The sequence below is a fragment of the Kitasatospora sp. NPDC092039 genome, assembly GCF_044756065.1.
In the GTDB taxonomy this organism is placed as follows: domain Bacteria; phylum Actinomycetota; class Actinomycetes; order Streptomycetales; family Streptomycetaceae; genus Kitasatospora.
Genome location: NZ_JBIVSD010000003.1, coordinates 460,060 through 476,149 on the forward strand (window position 1 = coordinate 460,060; position 16,090 = coordinate 476,149).

Annotated in this window: 15 protein-coding genes; 2 read left to right on the plus strand and 13 right to left on the minus strand. The window is 74.1% G+C overall.

The window, feature by feature from the left end; genetic code table 11:
- Positions 1 to 114: 114 nt before the first annotated feature.
- From ACIQI7_RS08355 to ACIQI7_RS08395, 9 genes are all read right to left on the minus strand, one after another.
- Positions 115 to 960, minus strand: a complete 846-nt coding sequence (locus tag ACIQI7_RS08355) for an HAD family hydrolase (RefSeq protein WP_401106330.1) — start codon at positions 958 to 960, stop codon at positions 115 to 117.
- A 52-nt stretch (positions 961 to 1,012) separates the two neighbouring features.
- Positions 1,013 to 2,287: a serine--tRNA ligase gene (serS, locus tag ACIQI7_RS08360; RefSeq protein ID WP_401106332.1), complete on the minus strand. Its 1,275-nt coding sequence runs from the start codon at positions 2,285 to 2,287 to the stop codon at positions 1,013 to 1,015.
- 517 nt (positions 2,288 to 2,804) lie between these two features.
- Positions 2,805 to 3,740 carry a prephenate dehydratase gene (pheA, locus tag ACIQI7_RS08365; protein WP_401106334.1) on the minus strand — a complete coding sequence of 312 codons (936 nt, stop codon included), beginning with the start codon at positions 3,738 to 3,740 and terminating at the stop codon, positions 2,805 to 2,807.
- Positions 3,741 to 3,887: 147 nt separating this feature from the next.
- Positions 3,888 to 5,225 (minus strand): iron uptake transporter deferrochelatase/peroxidase subunit, encoded by a 1,338-nt coding sequence (gene efeB / locus ACIQI7_RS08370; protein WP_401106336.1) that lies wholly within the window; start codon positions 5,223 to 5,225, stop codon positions 3,888 to 3,890.
- On the minus strand, positions 5,222 to 7,282 hold the full coding sequence (locus ACIQI7_RS08375) for a FixH family protein (protein WP_401106339.1): 2,061 nt from the start codon (positions 7,280 to 7,282) through the stop codon (positions 5,222 to 5,224). Before ACIQI7_RS08375 ends, efeB begins: the two co-directional genes overlap by 4 nt.
- Before the next feature lie 12 nt (positions 7,283 to 7,294).
- Positions 7,295 to 7,807, minus strand: a complete 513-nt coding sequence (locus ACIQI7_RS08380; RefSeq protein WP_401106342.1) for a copper chaperone PCu(A)C — start codon at positions 7,805 to 7,807, stop codon at positions 7,295 to 7,297.
- On the minus strand, positions 7,804 to 8,472 hold the full coding sequence (locus ACIQI7_RS08385; RefSeq protein WP_387758972.1) for an SCO family protein: 669 nt from the start codon (positions 8,470 to 8,472) through the stop codon (positions 7,804 to 7,806). The genes ACIQI7_RS08380 and ACIQI7_RS08385 overlap by 4 nt, the downstream gene beginning before the upstream one ends.
- 79 nt (positions 8,473 to 8,551) lie before the next feature.
- The gene (locus tag ACIQI7_RS08390) at positions 8,552 to 9,301 is read right to left on the minus strand and encodes a YcnI family protein (protein ID WP_401106345.1); all 750 of its coding nucleotides are present in this window, start codon (positions 9,299 to 9,301) and stop codon (positions 8,552 to 8,554) included.
- Between the two features lie 185 nt (positions 9,302 to 9,486).
- Positions 9,487 to 10,302 (minus strand): hypothetical protein, encoded by an 816-nt coding sequence (locus tag ACIQI7_RS08395; protein WP_401106348.1) that lies wholly within the window; start codon positions 10,300 to 10,302, stop codon positions 9,487 to 9,489.
- Between the two features lie 230 nt (positions 10,303 to 10,532).
- Here ACIQI7_RS08395 and ACIQI7_RS08400 point away from each other — a divergent pair, with 230 nt between their 5' ends.
- Entirely contained in the window at positions 10,533 to 11,168 is a 636-nt protein-coding gene (locus ACIQI7_RS08400; protein WP_401106351.1) for an ATP-binding protein, read from the plus strand.
- A 148-nt stretch (positions 11,169 to 11,316) separates the two neighbouring features.
- Positions 11,317 to 11,778 carry a hypothetical protein gene (locus tag ACIQI7_RS08405; protein ID WP_401106354.1) on the plus strand — a complete coding sequence of 154 codons (462 nt, stop codon included), beginning with the start codon at positions 11,317 to 11,319 and terminating at the stop codon, positions 11,776 to 11,778.
- Between the two features lie 33 nt (positions 11,779 to 11,811).
- Here ACIQI7_RS08405 and ACIQI7_RS08410 read toward each other — a convergent pair whose 3' ends face one another.
- Genes ACIQI7_RS08410 through ACIQI7_RS08425 form a run of 4 tightly spaced genes read right to left on the minus strand, consistent with a single transcriptional unit; the run spans position 11,812 to position 15,945 of the window.
- Positions 11,812 to 12,846 carry a UDP-N-acetylmuramate dehydrogenase gene (locus ACIQI7_RS08410; protein WP_401106357.1) on the minus strand — a complete coding sequence of 345 codons (1,035 nt, stop codon included), beginning with the start codon at positions 12,844 to 12,846 and terminating at the stop codon, positions 11,812 to 11,814.
- An 8-nt stretch (positions 12,847 to 12,854) separates the two neighbouring features.
- Positions 12,855 to 13,898, minus strand: coding sequence for a serine hydrolase domain-containing protein (locus tag ACIQI7_RS08415; protein ID WP_401106360.1), 1,044 nt, complete (start codon positions 13,896 to 13,898; stop codon positions 12,855 to 12,857).
- Between the two features lie 2 nt (positions 13,899 to 13,900).
- Positions 13,901 to 15,202 (minus strand): UDP-N-acetylglucosamine 1-carboxyvinyltransferase, encoded by a 1,302-nt coding sequence (locus ACIQI7_RS08420; RefSeq protein WP_401106362.1) that lies wholly within the window; start codon positions 15,200 to 15,202, stop codon positions 13,901 to 13,903.
- Positions 15,203 to 15,204: 2 nt separating this feature from the next.
- Positions 15,205 to 15,945: a hypothetical protein gene (locus ACIQI7_RS08425; RefSeq protein WP_401106364.1), complete on the minus strand. Its 741-nt coding sequence runs from the start codon at positions 15,943 to 15,945 to the stop codon at positions 15,205 to 15,207.
- Positions 15,946 to 16,090: the final 145 nt, after the last annotated feature.

Genomic DNA, 16,090 nt, shown 5'->3' on the forward strand with positions numbered 1-16,090 from the left:
GTCGTCGGTCATCCTACAACCGCTTGCCCGGTCATCCTACAACCCACCCGTGAACAGGCCGTGAACAGCGGTCGGCCCGCTCGGACGGCCGGGCCGGCGCCTCCACCGGAGGCGTCAGCGCGGCGGGTAGAGCCCCTCCAGGACCACGGCGACGCCGTCCTCGTCGTTGCTGCCGGTGACGGCGTCGGCGACGGCGAGGAGCTCCTCGTGGGCGTTGGCCATGGCGACGCCGTGGGCGGCCCAGCCGAACATCGGGACGTCGTTGGGCATGTCGCCGAAGGCGATGGTGTCGGCGCCGCGGACGCCCAGGCGGCGGGCGGCGACGGCCAGCCCGGTGGCCTTGGACAGGCCGAGCGGGAGCAGCTCGACCACGCCGGCGCCGGCCATCACCACGCCGACCAGGTCGCCGGCGGCACGGCGGGCGGCCTCGGCGAGGGCGTCGTCGCCGAGGGCGTGGTGCTGGATGTACAGCTTGCTGAGCGGGGCGTCGAACAGGCCGGTGCGCTCGACCCGGACGACCGGCAGGTCGGAGCCGATCCGCAGCTCGTAGCCGGGCCCGGCCAGCACCTGGCCGTCGAGGCCGTCCTGGTTGGCGGCGACGGCCAGCGGGCCGGTCTCGGCCTCGATCTTCTCGATCGCGAGCGCGGCGAGCCGCCGGTCCAGAGTGAGCGAGGTGAGCAGCCTGTGCGCGCCGGCGTCGTACACCTGGGCGCCCTGGCCGCAGACCGCTATGCCCGTGTAGCCGATCTCGTCGAAGACCGGGCGGGCCCAGACCGCGGAGCGCCCGGTGACGATGATGTGCAGCGCGCCCGCGCCGGTGGCCGCGGCCAGGGCGGCGCGGGTGCGCTCGGAGACGGTCTCCCCGCTGGTGAGCAGGGTGCCGTCGAGGTCGGTGGCGACCAGCCGGTAGGGCAGGTCGCCACCGTCGGGGGAGCCGGGGCTGGGGCTGGTGGTGCTCATGGGCCGTACGTCTCCCGGGAGTCGCGGGTGGTGCTGGGTGGTGCGGACCGGGTTACTTGACCGGCTCGAGGACGGTCCGCCCGCCGAGGTACGGCCGCAGCGCCTCGGGCACGACGACCGAGCCGTCGGCCTGCTGGTGGTTCTCCAGGATCGCCACGATGGTGCGCGGGATGGCGACCAGGGTGCCGTTCAGGGTGGCGAGCGGGCGGGTCCTGCCCTCCTCGCGCATCCGGATCGACAGTCGGCGGGCCTGGTACTCGGTGGTGTTGGAGGTCGAGGTGACCTCGCGGTACTTGCCCTGGGTGGGGATCCACGCCTCGATGTCGAACTTGCGCGCGGCCGAGGCGCCGAGGTCGCCGGAGGCGACGTCGATCACCCGGTACGGCAGCTCCAGCGCGTTGAGGAAGTCCTTCTCCCACTGGAGCAGGCGGCGGTGCTCGTTCTCCGCGTCCTCGGGAGTGGTGTAGACGAACATCTCCACCTTCTCGAACTGGTGGACGCGGATGATGCCGCGGGTGTCCTTGCCGTAGGTGCCGGCCTCGCGGCGGAAGCAGGACGAGTAGCCGGCGTAGCGCAGCGGCAGCTTGTCGGCGTCGAGGATCTCGTCCATGTGGTACGCCGCGAGCGGGACCTCGCTGGTGCCGACCAGGTACCGGTCGTCCTCGGCCAGGTGGTAGACGTTCTCGGCGGCCTGGCCGAGGAAGCCGGTGCCGTCCATGGCGGCCGGGCGGACCAGGGTCGGGGTGATCATCGGGATGAAGCCGGCCGCGGTGGCCTGGGCGATCGCCATGTTGACCAGGGCGAGCTCCAGCAGCGCGCCGACGCCGGTCAGGTAGTAGGAGCGGGCACCGGCGACCTTGGCGCCGCGCTCGGTGTCGATCGCGCCGAGGATCTGGCCGAGCTCGACGTGGTCGCGGGGCTCGAAGCCCTCGGCGGCGAAGTCGCGCGGGGTGCCGATCTCCTCGAGGGTGACGAAGTCCTCCTCGCCGCCGACCGGGGCGGCCGGGTCGATGAGGTTCGCCAGCGAGCGGAGCAGGCGGTCGGCCTCCTCCTTGGCCGCGCTCTGCTCGGCGTCGGCGGCCTTGACCTCGGCGGCGAGGTCCTTGGTGCGCTGGAGCAGGGCGGCCTTCTCGTCGCCCTTGGCCTGGGCGACCTGCTTCCCGAGCACCCGCTGCTCGTTGCGCAGTTCGTCGAAGCGGCTGCCCGAGGACCGGCGCCGTTCGTCGGCGGAGAGGAGGGCGTCGACCAGGTCGACGTCCTCGCCACGGACGCGCTGCGAGGCGCGCACTCGGTCAGGGTCCTCACGGAGCAGGCGAAGGTCAATCACAGGCCCTAGCGTACCGGGCGACCGTTCCTCCACCGGTACCGCTTTTCCCCTGGGGATAACTCCCCGGGGCCTGTGGATAACTTCTGCGGGCCGCCGCGCGGCGGCGGGTTATCCACAGGCCCGGCCCCAGGCCTGTGGATCAAAGGGGAGGATTGCCTTCCGCGTGAACGAACTACGGGATTGAGGTTTCAAACCTCAATCAACCTTCTCGAGTGAGGGAATTGAACCACTCGGACGGGTGATTTGCTGGCAACCGGGTGACTCTGGTCCGATTGGTCATCTCTGCGCCGCAAACCGATGATCCGACCTGTTCTGGGCAATGGCTATACCGGTTTGTCGACTCGTCCCCAGGCCTGTGGATAACTCCGGGCTTGTGGACGGCGGAGGGCCTGTGGACAGCGGGGTCGCGGCCCGGGCCGCCTGTGGACGACGGGGGAGGTCGCCCGACCGCCCTGATCGGCCCGGTCCGGAACGGTCCACAACGATCGGAAAAGGTCCGAAAGACAAAAGGCGTGGCTCAGATGTCGGCGCGGCCGTCGAGTGCGCGGGAGAGCCAGTCCGCCGCCGAGGTGAAATCCGCGTCCGACGTCCCCGGCCGCCGGTGGGCGGTCGGCTGCCGGTCGGCACGCGGATAGGAGCCGAGGTACCGCACCTGCGGGCAGATCCGCTTGAGGCCCATCATCGCCTCGCCGACCCGGCGGTCGGACAGGTGGCCCTCGCAGTCGATCAGGAAGCAGTAGCTGCCCATGCCCTCACCGGTCGGGCGGGACTCGATCCGCATCAGGTTGACCCCGCGCACCGCGAACTCCTGGAGCAGCTCCAGCAGCGCACCCGGGTGGTCGTCCGGCAGCCAGACCACCATCGAGGTCTTGTCCGCGCCGGTCGGCGAGGAGACCCGCCCCGGGCGGCCGACCAGCACGAAGCGGGTCGCCGCGCTCTTCGCGTCCGCGATCTCCTTGACCAGCGGCTCCAGCCCGTAGATCGGCGCCGCGAACTCGCCCGCGAACGCGCCGTCGTAGCGGCCCTCGGCGACCAGCCGGGCGCCGTCCGCGTTGGAGGCGGCCGACTCCCACTTCGCCTCCGGCAGGTTCGCCGCCAGCCAGCGCCGCACCTGCGGCTGGGCCACCGGGTGGCTGGTCACCGTCTTGATCCCGGACAGCTCGGTGCCCGGCCGCACCAGCAGTGCGAAGGTGATCGGCAGCAGCACCTCACGGTAGATCATCAGCGGTGCGCCGGAGGCGAGTTCGTCGTTGGTCGCGGTGACCGCGCCCTCCACCGAGTTCTCGATCGGGACGAACGCCCCGGCCGCCTCCCCGCCGCGCACCGCGTCCAGCGCCAGCGCCACCGAGGACAGTGGCACCAGCTCCCGGGTCGCCGCCTCGGGCAGGGTGTGCAGGGCGGCCTCGGTGAACGTGCCGGCCGGTCCGAGGTAGGTGTAGCGGGTGGCCGACATGACGCCTCCGTGGGATCTCGGGTGCTGCGCGGGCGGGTTGTGCCGAAGCAGTCACCATAACGAGTCCGCGGCCCCGGCAGGAAAGCGTTCCAGTGGCCGGGACCGCGGCGGTGGACTTCGCGGGTCCGTCGCCGGACCCGGGGGGAACTACCCCTCCAGCAACTGCTGGCCGAGGTAGCCGCCGGGCGGTGCGCCCGGCGGCAGCGCGTACAGGCCGCCGGCCTCGTGCCGCAGGAAGCGGGAGAGGCCGTCGCCCCGGGAGAGCTTGCGCTGCACCGGGGTGAAGCCCCTGCGCGGGTCGGCCTGGAAGGCGAGGAAGAGCAGCCCGGCGTCCGGCGAACCGTCCGGGAGCAGCCCGTCGTGGTACGAGAAGCCCCGCCGCAGCATCGCCGCCCCGCCGTTGGCCGCCGGGGCGGCGACCCGGATGTGCGCGTCGGCGGGGATCGCCAGGGTGCCGTCCGGGCCCTGCGCGGAGAGGTCGACCGGGGACTGCTCGCCGGCCCCGGCGGGAGCGCCGAGCGGGGCGCCGTCCGACTTGCGCCGCCCGATCACCCGCTCCTGCCGGTCCACCGGCAGCGCCTCCCAGTGGTCCAGCAGCATCCGGATCCGCCGGAACACCAGGTACGAGCCGCCGGCCAGCCAGGCCGGCTGGTCGCCGCCGGCGGCGCAGAACACCTTGGCGGCGAAGCCCTCCTCGTCCGGCCTGGGGTTGTTGGTGCCGTCGATCTGGCCCATCAGGTTGCGCCCGGTCACCGGCCGGGCCGCGGCGCCGGGAGTGCGGGCGAAGCCGGCCGACTGCCAGCGCTGTGTCGCGGTACCGGCCGCCAACCGCTGGAGCACCCGCAGGGCGTGCACCGTGACCAGGGCGTCGTCCGCGCCGATCTGGACGAACAGGTCGCCGTCGCCGCGGGCCGGGTCGAGCGCGTCGCCGGGGAAGGCGGGCAGCGGTTCGAGCCCGGGCGGGCGGCGGTCGGCCAGCCCGGCCTTGTCGAACAGCCCGGCGCCGAAGCCGACCGTGACGGTGAGCGAGCAGGGCCCGGCGTCCAGCGCGACCTGGTTGTCGAACTCCTCGGCCGGCTCCCCGGCCGTCAGCCGCTCGGCCGCCCTCGTCCAGCGCTGCAGCAGGGTGCGCAGCCCGTCCCGGCCGACGCCCCCGGCCAGGTCGAAGGCGGCCAGCTGGACCCTGGCCTGCGCCGGGTCGGTGATCCCGGCCTGGTGCTCGCCGCGGAACGGCACCCGGGCCGTGCCCAGTGCCCCGCCGGCCGGGCCCGCCGCGCCCGCCGCCGGGCCGGGCCGCCCGTCCAGGGCGACCGCCCCGGCGACGCCCGCGCCTGCGCCGGCCAGCAGCCCGGCCCCGGCGGTGCCGAGCAGCGCCCGCCGGGTGAAGCCCCCGGGGCCCGTCGACGCGTGCTCCGCCGACGCCTGCTCCGCCGGGGCGCGGTCGGGCGACCCGTGGCCCGTCGGGAGATCCGTCACCCCGCTCATCCGATCTTGAACTGCTGGGTCGGGGTGGTCTGGTCGATGTCGGAGGAGCGGACCTGCACCGACACCACCCAGTTGCCCGCCAGCGGCAGCTGCGCGGTGCCGGTCCAGCGGCCGGTGCCCTCCGGGGTGAGCGCGACCGGCAGCGGGCCGAGGTCGCGGTCCGGCAGAGTGAAGGCGAGCTGCACCTCGGGGACGTCCACCGGCTGCCCGTCCGCGCCGTCCAGCGCGAGCCGCACCTCGTTCGGCCCGGTCCGGGCCGGGTTGAGGGTGACGGTCGCGGTGCCCTTGGCGTTCGGCGTCCGGCCCTTGGTGTCGTACGGGAGCTTGAGCTCGACGGTGCGGCCCGGCTCGGTCTGCGGCGCCGCCCCCGCCGCGGCCCCGCCGCCGCCCGGAGCGGCGGCCGCCCCGGCCCTGATCTCGCCCGCCACCCGCCCGGGCGGGGAGTTGGTGAGCATCGTGGTGACCACCAGCACCGCCACCGCGACCAGCGCCTCGACCAGCACCGAGCGGCGCAGCCCGGCCCGGGTCGGGGTCAGCCCGCGGTCGCGTCCGGCGCTCTGCCGGGCGGCCCGCTGGCGCTCCAGCTGCGCCTGCCGGACCGGGTCCTCACCGTGGGCCGCCACGGCGACCGGCTCCGGCAGTTCGGCCGGGGCGACCTCCAACGCCTCGGCCGGGACCGAGCGCAGCCTGGCCAGCCAGGAACGGGACATCCAGGCGACGCCGAGCATCACGACCACGCAGCCGCTCTTCACCAGCAGCAGCCGGCCGTACTCGGTGCCGGTCAGCGCGCCCCAGCTGCCCAGGCCGCGCCAGGACTGGTAGACCCCGGTGGCGGCCAGCACGGCCACCGAGCCGAAGGCGATCTTCGAGAAGCGGTCCACCACCTCGGCGCCGACGCCCTCGCGAAGGGCGACCAGCAGCGCGGCCAGCCCGCCCAGCCAGAGCGCCATGGCGAGCAGGTGCAGGATGCCCAGCGGCAGCGCCAGCCAGACCTGGATGCCCACCGAGGCGTGGTCGGCGCCGACCCAGGTCGCCGAGAGGGCGACCGCCAGCACCAGCCCGGCCACGCCGAGGCCGAGCCGGACCTCGCGCTGCGGCCGCTCGGCGGCCCGCTGCTCCAGCTCGCGCAGCTCACGCAGCTCGGCCGCCTCGGCGTCCTCCTCGGACGCCGGCGGGCGGCCGGAGCCGTCGGAGTCCTCGGAGCCGTGCTCCGCCTCGTCCCGCGGCTGCGGGACGAGGGGCCGCGGCGGCTGCCCCAGCTGTCCGACCAGCAGCGACAGGAACACCCCGCCCGCCGCGAGCAGCAGCAGCCGGGCGGCCAGCGCGGTGCCGATCCGCTCGTCCAGCGTGGCGCGGATCAGCGAGAGGTCGAAGGCCTGCCCGACCCCCGAGCCGCGCTCGTACGGGCCGCGCAGCATCAGCACCGCCACGGTGGAGACCAGCAGCGCCGTCCAGCCGGTCATCAGCAGTCGCTGCACCCGGCGCCGGGCGGTGCCGGCCGGCCAGCAGACCAGCACGAAGGCGGCGACGCCCGCCAGCAGGGCGAAGGCGGCGTACGCGACGGTGCGGCCGGTGCCGTACAGGGCGGCGACCAGGCCGTCGGCCTCGACGTCCTGGAGCGCGGTGGCCGACACCGAGGTGTCCGAGGGCGCGCCGATCGAGAAGGTGAACGCCCCGCCGACCGGGTGCGAGTCGTCCGAGACGGCCCGCCAGGCCACCGTGTACGTGCCGTTGGCCAGCCCGCTCCGCAGCCCGACCCGGGCGGTGTTGCCCTTGCCGTCGGCGTGCGCCGGGTCGCCGGTGTCCACGGCCTTGCCGGCCGGGTCGAGCACCCGGACGGAGTCGCCGGAGAGCGAGACGGACTCGCTGAAGGTCAGCGTCACCGCCTGCGGGGCGGTGGCGACCACCGAGTTCTGCCGCGGGTCGGTGGAATCCAGGACGGCGTGCGCGGAGGCCGGCCCGGCGCCCGCGAGCATCAGCGCGAGCAGGGCGCCGAGGACTCCGAGCACCCCGGCGGTCCGGCGGTGGGTGGCCTTCTCCAGGCCGACCGACTGCATGGTGGCGGTCCCCTAACTCTGGTTCGGGCGGTAGGTGAGCTCCTTGACCGGCACCTTGACGGAGATGGTGCCGGACTTGGCGAAGGTGAGGTCGAGCTCCAGCTCGTCGCCGAGGACCGGGGTCTTCCGCCACCCCATGATCATGAGGTGGTTGCCGCCCCGGGCGAGCTGCAGGGCGCCGTGCGCGGGCACGTCCAGGCTGTCCACCTGCTTCATCGTCGACTCGGTCGAGCGGTGCATGGTGACCGATTCGGCGGCCGGGCTGCTCACCTTGAGCAGCTGGTCCTGCCCGCCGTCGTTGCGGACCGTCAGGTAGCCGGCCGCCATGCCGCCGGCCGGGGGCAGCGGGACGTAGCTGTCGGCGACGCTGAGCCGGGCCGGGCCGCCGGCACCGTCCTGGCCGCCGGTGCCGGCGTCCGTCCCGCAGGCGGCCAGGATGGCGCCGCCGCCCAGGGCCGTCGCGACGACGGCGCCGAGCAGGGCGCTGCGGCGGAAGCGGCGGGTTCCGGTCTGCGCCGGGGTCACGCCGCGACCCCCTTGGCGAGCAGCGGCAGGTCGTGCTCGTAGGTCTTCTCCTCGGTGCCGCTCATGTAGAGCACGTGCGCCTTGTCGTCCGAGGGGAGGAAGGCCAGCACCTGCGCGCCGTGGGTGGAGGTGACCGTGCCGTCCCCGTTGACCACCGGGTCCTCGATCATGATGCCGAGCGACTTGGCGGCGGTCTTCACCTTGGCCAGGTCCCCGGTGAGGCCTATGAAGTCGCTGCCCATCGAGTCCAGCCAGGTGCGCAGCACCTTCGGGGTGTCGCGCTGCGGGTCGGTGGAGACGAAGACGACGTTGACCTTCTGCCGGTCCTCGGGGGAGAGCGCCTTCATCGCGACGCCGATGTCGCCCATGGTGGTCGGGCAGACGTCCGGGCAGCTGGTGTAGCCGAAGAACAGCAGGGTGGCCTTGCCGTTGGTCTGCCGGCGCAGGTCGAAGGGCTGGCCGGAGGTGTCGGTCAGCTGGAGGTCCGGCTTCTCGAAGTTCTTGGCGAGCTTGGTGCCCTGGTACGGGGTGTCCTCCTTCTGCCGGGTGACCTTGGCGGCGGTGGAGCCGCCGCCGGAGGAGCCGCAGGCGGAGAGCGTCAGGGCGGCGGCCAGCGCGAGGGCGGCGGCGCCGGCCAGCCGGGTGGTGCGGGTGGTGCGGGGCATGGGAGTTCCGATCGTGCGGGGGTGGGACCGCCGGCGGGGCCGCGCCCGGTGGACGGACGCGGCCCCGGCGGCGCGGGGATCAGGAGGCGGAGCCGCCGCTCCTGCGGCGCAGGCCGAGCACGCCGACGGCGGTGCCGATCACGCCGACCACGATGCCGACCACGCCCAGCGTGCGGGCGGTGGAGTCGCTGGAGTCGGCGTCGCCGGAGGCGCTGGCGCGGTCGGAGCTGTCCCCGTGGGCGCCGGCGGCCGGCGAGGCGGTGACGCCGTGGCCGTCGCCCCCGGCGGCCTTGGTGAGCTTCAGGACGGGCGCGGGCTTGGCCGGCTCGGGCTGGCCGTCCTTGCTCTCGTCGATCCAGCGGGCGACGTCGCCGTTGTCGTAGGTCTGGAGCGTCTTGAAGACCAGGTTGTCGGTGTCGGTCGGCAGCGGGCCGAGCGAGACCCGGAACTCCTGGAACTGGCCGGGGGCGATCCTGGTGCCGGTGTCGGCGGTCCAGGTGATCTTGGAGACGGCCTCGGTGACGTCGTTGCCGTGCACCTTGATCGGCTTGTCGAGCTTGGCCTTCTCGACCGTGGCGGTCCAGCCCGGCAGCGGCAGGGTCCGGACCGAGGCCAGCGGGTGGTCCAGCGGGAGGTTGACCTCCAGCTTCACCGTGCCCGCCGAGTCGCTCTCGTTCGGCACCCGGAAGTCGACGGCCGTGTAGCCGCCCTGGGAGGCGGCGCCCGGGTTCACGGTGACGTGCGCGGAGGCGGGGCCGGCCAGCGCCACCACGGAGGCGGCGGCGGTGAGGGCGACGGCGGCGAGACGGCGGGCGGGAAGGGAACGCATGATGCGGGTCTCCGATCGGAGCTCGGCGGCGGCCGGTGCCGGGCGACGGACGTGAGCCGTGCCGCGTTGGCCGCGCGCGGGGAGGTGGGGGGGCAGAGCCTCGGGCCGCCCCGGTGGTCGGGGGAACGGCCGGACGGTGCGCACACCGGCACCCGGTACGGCCGGAGGCCGCCAGGAGACGCCGGTCAGTACGCGAGGGCCCCGCACGGCGGGCCGCGCCGCACCACGCTGTGCCGCAGCACGGCACCCGCCGGGAGCAGGCTCTCCCCGCCCCGGGCACCGAACCGGCGGGCCGGGCCGGCCACGCCGAACAACCCGCGCAGCAGCGCGGCCACCAGCGCGAGCGCCGTGCGCAGCGGCGCCGCCCAGTGCTCCCGGGCCGCCGTGGCGGCCACCCGCAGCAGCCGCCAGAGCGCCGCCTCGCCGCGCCGCAGCCACCAGCCCGCGACCAGCGCGGCGCCCAGGTGCCCGGCCAGCATCGACGGCGTCATGCCGAACAGGCCGGCCTGCCACCAGGGCGCGGCGGCGAACGCGTGCGGGTCCAGGCCCGCGGAGGAGACCAGCTGCTCCGGGGACGGGCCGCCGGACAGGCCGACCAGCGTGCCGGGCCGGGCCTCGTTGCAGATCAGCCGGCCGGCCACCTGCGGCACGCTCAGCGGGCCGGAGCCGCCGTGGTGCATGCCCGGCATCGAGCCGTCGAAGCCGTGGAAGAGGCAGTGCAGTCCGAGCTGGCCGGCGCCCAGCGCCCCGGCGATGGCCGCCAGCGAACGCTCCCGCCCGCCGCAGACCGCCGCGAACGCCAGCACCGCGGCGAAGCCCAGTGCCAGCGCGGTCGGCGGCACGTTCCCGCCACCCGCCAGGGCGTGCCCGGCGGCCGCGATCAGGGTGCACACCAGCGCGAACGGGACCGCCCGGGCAAGCCGCAGGTCCCAGGCGGCGGACCCCACCGGCCGGGCCGGTCCTGGGGCGCCCGGGAGCGGGGCGGCGGCGAGGGCAGTCATGGCCGGGCCATCCTCTCATTGCGTACGCCACCGACACGGGCAGGGTGGGAAATCCCTACGAATGCCCCTTTCGGCCGCGGCGTGCGAGGGGGCGTACGTGTCGCCCGGCACAGACCCCGTCCCCCGGTCCATCCGCCGAACGGGCGGTAGCGGGCCCCGGGCACGGTTCACCCGGGAATCGCCCGGAGATACCTAGTTGTATGTGGAGCCGCAGCCAGGAGGGACCTCCCGTGGACATCTGGTGGACTCTGCACCTCAAGCGCGACCCGGCCAGCGTTCCGCTGGCCCGGCGCATCCTGCTCGGTGCGATGGCGACCGCGGGCGTCGACCCGCAGATCGCGGACGACCTCGGCGTCGCCCTCACCGAGGCCTGCGCCAACGCCGTCGAGCACGGCGCCACCGGGCGGCCCGACGACGGCTTCCAGGTCACCGCCTCGATCTGCGGCGACCGGCTGCGGATCGAGGTCACCGACTCCGGCCCCGGCCTGCCCGCCCCCGCCGCGCCCGCCCGCCGCCCGGCCGCCCCGGCCCAGGCCCGTCCGGCACTGCCCGGCCGCGCCCCGCGCCGCACCCGCCGTGGCCGCGCCACCGTCCCGGCCCGCGTCCTCGCCGCCCACCACCCCCGCCGCGACGACCACCCGTACGACACCCACGTCCTGCCCTGCCGTCCCAGCGCCCCCACCCTGCGCCCGGTCGACCTGGACGCCCTCCCCGACCTCACCGCCGAATCCGGCCGCGGCCTCTTCCTCATCCACGCCCTCACCGACCACGTCCAGCTCCGCAACCACCCCCTGCGCGGGGCGATCGTCAGCTTCGACAAGATCCTCAAGTGGCAGGACGGAGCGCTGCTCCAGGCGGCTTCGTAGGGCTTGCGGATCTCGGACCTGCACGAAGGACCTGAAAGAACCTTTCCTCCCCGCCCAGTAGGGCAGCGAGCCAGTCCTCACCGACGAGCCGCAGGCAAGGACGGGAGGGCGGTAGGAAGACTCCGAGGAGAAGGTCGTCGAGCAGCCCGTGGCGGCGCCGGACGAGCAGGTCCGCGAGGCGGTCGCCACGTTGTTCCGGGTGATCCGCCCCGAGCCGCGCCTGCGGCCCGGCCAGGCCGAAGCCGAGGAACTCGCACCCCTCGTCGCGCAGTGGCTGGAGCGCGGCGCGACCCAAGCAGACCTCGCCCAGGCCCTGCTGCCGGGCCTGCCCGCCCCGGTGCATTCAGCGGTCGCCGCGGTGCTCCGCTACCGCCTGGAGCACAAGCTGCCACCCGCACAGCCCGTTGCACGGCCCGCAGTGGCCCGGTACACCGAGTGCGCCAAGTGCCACGACCCGGTGCCCCAGCCGGGCATCTGCCAGGCGCGCGCAGGCCTGGGCGCGCGAACGGTCACCGTTAGCGGGGGCGGGTCGGTGACCCGCAGTGGAGCGGCGCGCGCCAGGCAGGCTCTTCGTTCGGCCCGGGCACCCGGGTCGAGCCTCAGGGTCTGACCACCACTGGGTGAGCGAACCACCGACCCCTACCTACGGCCAGGTGCCGACCAGTACCGGCTCCGGCTGAAGCCTGATGCCGGTCGCGATCTTGACCTGAGCCGAGAGTTCGGTGAGGGCTTGGGCGAATCCCGTTGCGGTGGCCCCGTCGTGGGCGGTGAGCGTGAGAGTGCGGCGGTTCGAGCACTGGATACCGGCGGCGATCTTGTACCCGGGGCGGTAGCCGATGTGCTCCAGGAGCCAGCCGGCGCTCGCTCGCAGCTGCCCGTCGCTGTCGGTGTGGACCGGGCATCCGGCGGCCGACCAGCAGGCGGCCTGGGCTGCGGTGACGGGCGGGTTGAGGAAGACCGATCCGGCCTGGTGGGCGTCGGGTCCGTGCGGGTCGAGGAGGAGTCCTCGGCGGCATCGGTTGGCGAGGACGGCGGCGGTCACCTCGGCCACGGGCGGGCGGACGCCCAGATGAAGGCCGAGTTCGTCGGCGAGGGGCTGGTAGCCGATCGGAGCCGCCGGTGAGCGGGTGAGGTGGAACGTCGTGGTGAGGATGGTCCAACGGCCGGGATGGTTCTTGAAGCGGCTGTGGCGGTGGCGCAGGTGACAGGCCTGGGCGGGCAGGGTCCGCAGGCGGCCCATGTCCCAGTCCCAGACGGTGAGGTGGTCAAGGGCGTCGGAGATCTGCTGGCCGTAGGCGCCGACGTTCTGCACGGGGGCGGCACCGGTGGTGCCGGGTATGCCCGCTAGGCACTCGATCCCGGCCAAGTGCTCGGCGGCGGCCCATTGGACGAGGTCGGCAAGCGGGTGGCCGGCCTGGACGGTCGCGGCCACCGTGTCGTCGTCCATCCGCTTCACGGCGATGCCCCGGGTATTCATCACGGCGACGGTGCCCTCGTTGCCGGTGTCGGAGGCGACGACGTTGCTGCCGTGGCCAAGGGTGAGGGGTGCGTCCTCCTGCCGGTCGCCGATCGTACGGACCAGCTCGAGCCAGTCATCGGGGTCGGCGAGGTTCAGGATGTCGCCGACCGGGCCACCGAGTCGAAGGGTGGTGAGCGGCGCGAGCGTGGAGTGGGGCACGGGGCCTCCTAGGGTTCGGCTGTGACGGCCTTCAGGGCCAGGGCCCGCAGCGGGGCCAGGCGGGTGCGGTTGTCCTGGTGGTGGTAGACGGCGTTGGTGCAGATGGCCAGGTAGCGGCCGGTGGCCGGGGCGAGGTAGAGGCTGGTGCCGGTGAAGCCGTGGTGGTAGGCCACCCGACCGTCGTCGGCGAGGATCCAGGCCAGGCCGCGGTCGAGTCCGGACTCGATCTGGGCCTGCGGCTGCATGCTGGCGGTGAGCCAGCGGCCCAGGGGCCCATCGGCGACGTGTGAGGTCAGCAGGTGGGTGGCGAAGGTGGCGAGGTCGGCCGGGGTAGTGAACACCCCGGCATGGCCGGCGACTCCGCCGAGCAGGGCGGCGTTGTCGTCGTGCGGCATCCCCCACAGCCGGGGCCCGCCGGTCAGCCGCTGCTCTGTCGGGGCGACCTGAGCGGAGCGGGGCACCGGTCCATACGTCGTGTCGGTCATGCCGAAGTCCTGCCAGAGCTCGGCCGCGAGTTCGTCCAGGCGTCGGCAACGGTAGTGGGTCAGGGCCAGGCCGAGGAGGATGAAGCCGCGGTTGATGTAGCGGTGGCCGGCACCGGGCTCGGCGATCAGCTCCTCGCCGCAGATCAGTTCGGCGAGCGGTTCGGGGCGGTGCCGGTACCGGTCGAGGCGGGTGTCGCCTCGCAGGCCGGAGGTGTGGGCCAGGATCTGGCGGACCGTGATCCGGCCGCCGGGCGCGTCGGCCGCGATGCCGGGCAGCAGCTCGCGGACCGGGGTGTCCAGGGTGAAGTCGCCGATGAGCGAGGTGCCGACCAGCGGCCAGGTGGCCAGCACCTTCGTCAGCGACGCCACGTCGTACACCGTGTCCGGGCCCGGCCGGACGTTGCCGCACTCGGGCGCGACGACACCGGAGGACAGGTATCCGGGCTCGGTGCCGACGGTGCCGTGGGCGATGACGCCGCCGGGCACGGTGCCGTCTGTGGTCATCAGGTCCAGGCACTCGCGCAGGTCGGCGAGCGCGGTTGGGGTCCACGGCACGGTGGTGGTCACGGCTACTCCTGGTCGGTCGTCAGGTCGGCACCGAGCGCGGCCAACTTCGGCAGCAGGCTGCCGTATCCGCGCCGCAAGTGGTACGTCCCTCGGATCGTAGAGGTGCCCTCGGCGGCCAGTGCGGCGATCACGAGCGCGGTCGCCGCCCGGATGTCCTCGCCGACCACCTCGGCGGCCTTCAGTGCGGACCGCCCCCGAACGGTGATCGCCGACCCGCTCGCGTTGACGGTCGCGCCGAACGCGGCCAGCGCGGGCAGGTGGGTGTCCCGTTGGACGTAGATCCGTTCCTCGATGCGGGAGACGCCCTCGGCCTGGGTCAGGAAAGCGGTCAGCTGGGGCTGCACGTCGGTCGGGAAGCCCGGGTGCGGGCCGGTGGCCATCTGCACCGGCCGCGGCCCGGCCGAGGCGCTGATGGCCGTGCCGCCGTCCAGCGGGTCCAGCTGGATCCCGGCGTCGGCGAACACCGACACCAGCCCGTCCGGGAACGCGGCCGGCGGGAAGCCGTCCAGGTGGACGGTGCCGCCGGTGACGGCGGCGGCCAGCGCGAGGGTGGCGGCCTCCAGCCGGTCTGGCGGCACGGTGAACACCCCGCCCCGAATGCGGTCGGTGCCGGTGACGTTCAGTGCCGTCCTGCCGCGCCACTCGATGCCGACGCCGGCCTGCGAGAGCAGGGCGGCGGTGTGGGTGACCTCGGGCTCCACACTGGGGTTGAGGATCGCGGAGGTGCCCGGAGTGCGGGCGGCCAGCAGCATCGCGGTAACCGTCGCACCCAGGCTCGGTCCCCACGAGTGGGTCTCGGCGTCGGTGATGAACGGCAGCCGATTGCCGGTGAAGCGGGCCCGCACCCGGCCCCGGTTCACCTCGACCTCGGCCCCGGCGGCTTCCATCGCGGCCAGGTGCCGGTCGATGTAGCGGGCGCAGAAGGCGTCCCCGCCGGGGGTGGGGAAGGTGACCTTGCCGGTGCGGGCCAGCAGAGCTCCGCCCATCACGGCGGTGGTGCGGATGCGCCGTCCGAGGTCGTCCGGGACGACGGGGAAGTAGGAATCGGCCGGTCGGGTGGCGAACTCGTCTCCGGTCACAGTGGCGCGGGTGCCGGTGCGGTGCAGGATGTCGGCGACCACTGCGGTGTCCAGGATCTCGGGGGCACCGAGGAGGGTCAGCGGTTCGTCGGCGAGGATCGCGGCGGCGTACAGGTGTAGGGCGATGTTCTTGCTGCCCTGCACGGTGGCGGTGCCGACGAGACGACGGCCGCCGCTGATCCGCACGGCCCGCTCGGCGGTCGTGGTGGTGCCGGTGGTGGGCATGGTCACCTTCCCTGGCTTCCGGCCGGGAAGAAACCCCCGACCTGGGTCTTCGGGTAGAGCAGGGTGTGCGCGCCGATGAGGGTGGCGGGCTGGAGCACGGTGCCGGCGGGGACGATCACCCCATCGCCGATCACCGCACCGAACTTGGTCTGGCCGGTGGCGACGCGGCGGCCGTCGAGGTGGGCGCAGACCTCCTCGACGGCCGGTTCGGTGACCGGGCCGGAGGTGATCCGCAGGCCCGTGGTGGACACGAACGCGCCGATGTTGACGCCGAGACCGAGGACGGAGTCGCCGACGAAGCTGGTGTGCTTCATGAAGACGCCGCCGGTCAGTAGGGAGCGGGTGACCTCGGCCCCGAATCCGATGCGGCAGCCGGGGCCGATGACGGTGTTGTCGCGGACCCGGGCGCCGGCCTCGATCACCGCGCCGGGGCAGACCAGCACCGGGCCGGTGACGTATGCTCCCTCGGCGATGACAGCCCCGGCCGCCGCGATGACCAGGCCGCGGACGGTGGCTCCGGGCTCGATGACGCCGACGGGCTCGGGCAGTGTGATGTCCGGGTGGCCGGCCAGCAGGTCGGCGACGGCCTTCTTGATCCCGAACACGGTCGGGCAGCAGCTCAGCAGACCCAGCACCACGGGGTCGATGACCTGCTCGGTGTCGATGTAGTACTCAGGAGTGGTGCGGAAGTCGATGCGCTCCAACTCGGCGTCGACCGTGGGCGCTTCGGGGAATCGGCGCATGGCGGGTTCTCCTCTCGTGGGAGCGAGCGGAAGACGGGGGCGGGTCGTCATGACCTACGAGACGGGCAGATCCGGCGCGGTCGCCGAAGCCTGGAGACGAGCTTCGACCTCGTGGTGGACGGAGAAGCCGAGCAGGGCGAGCACC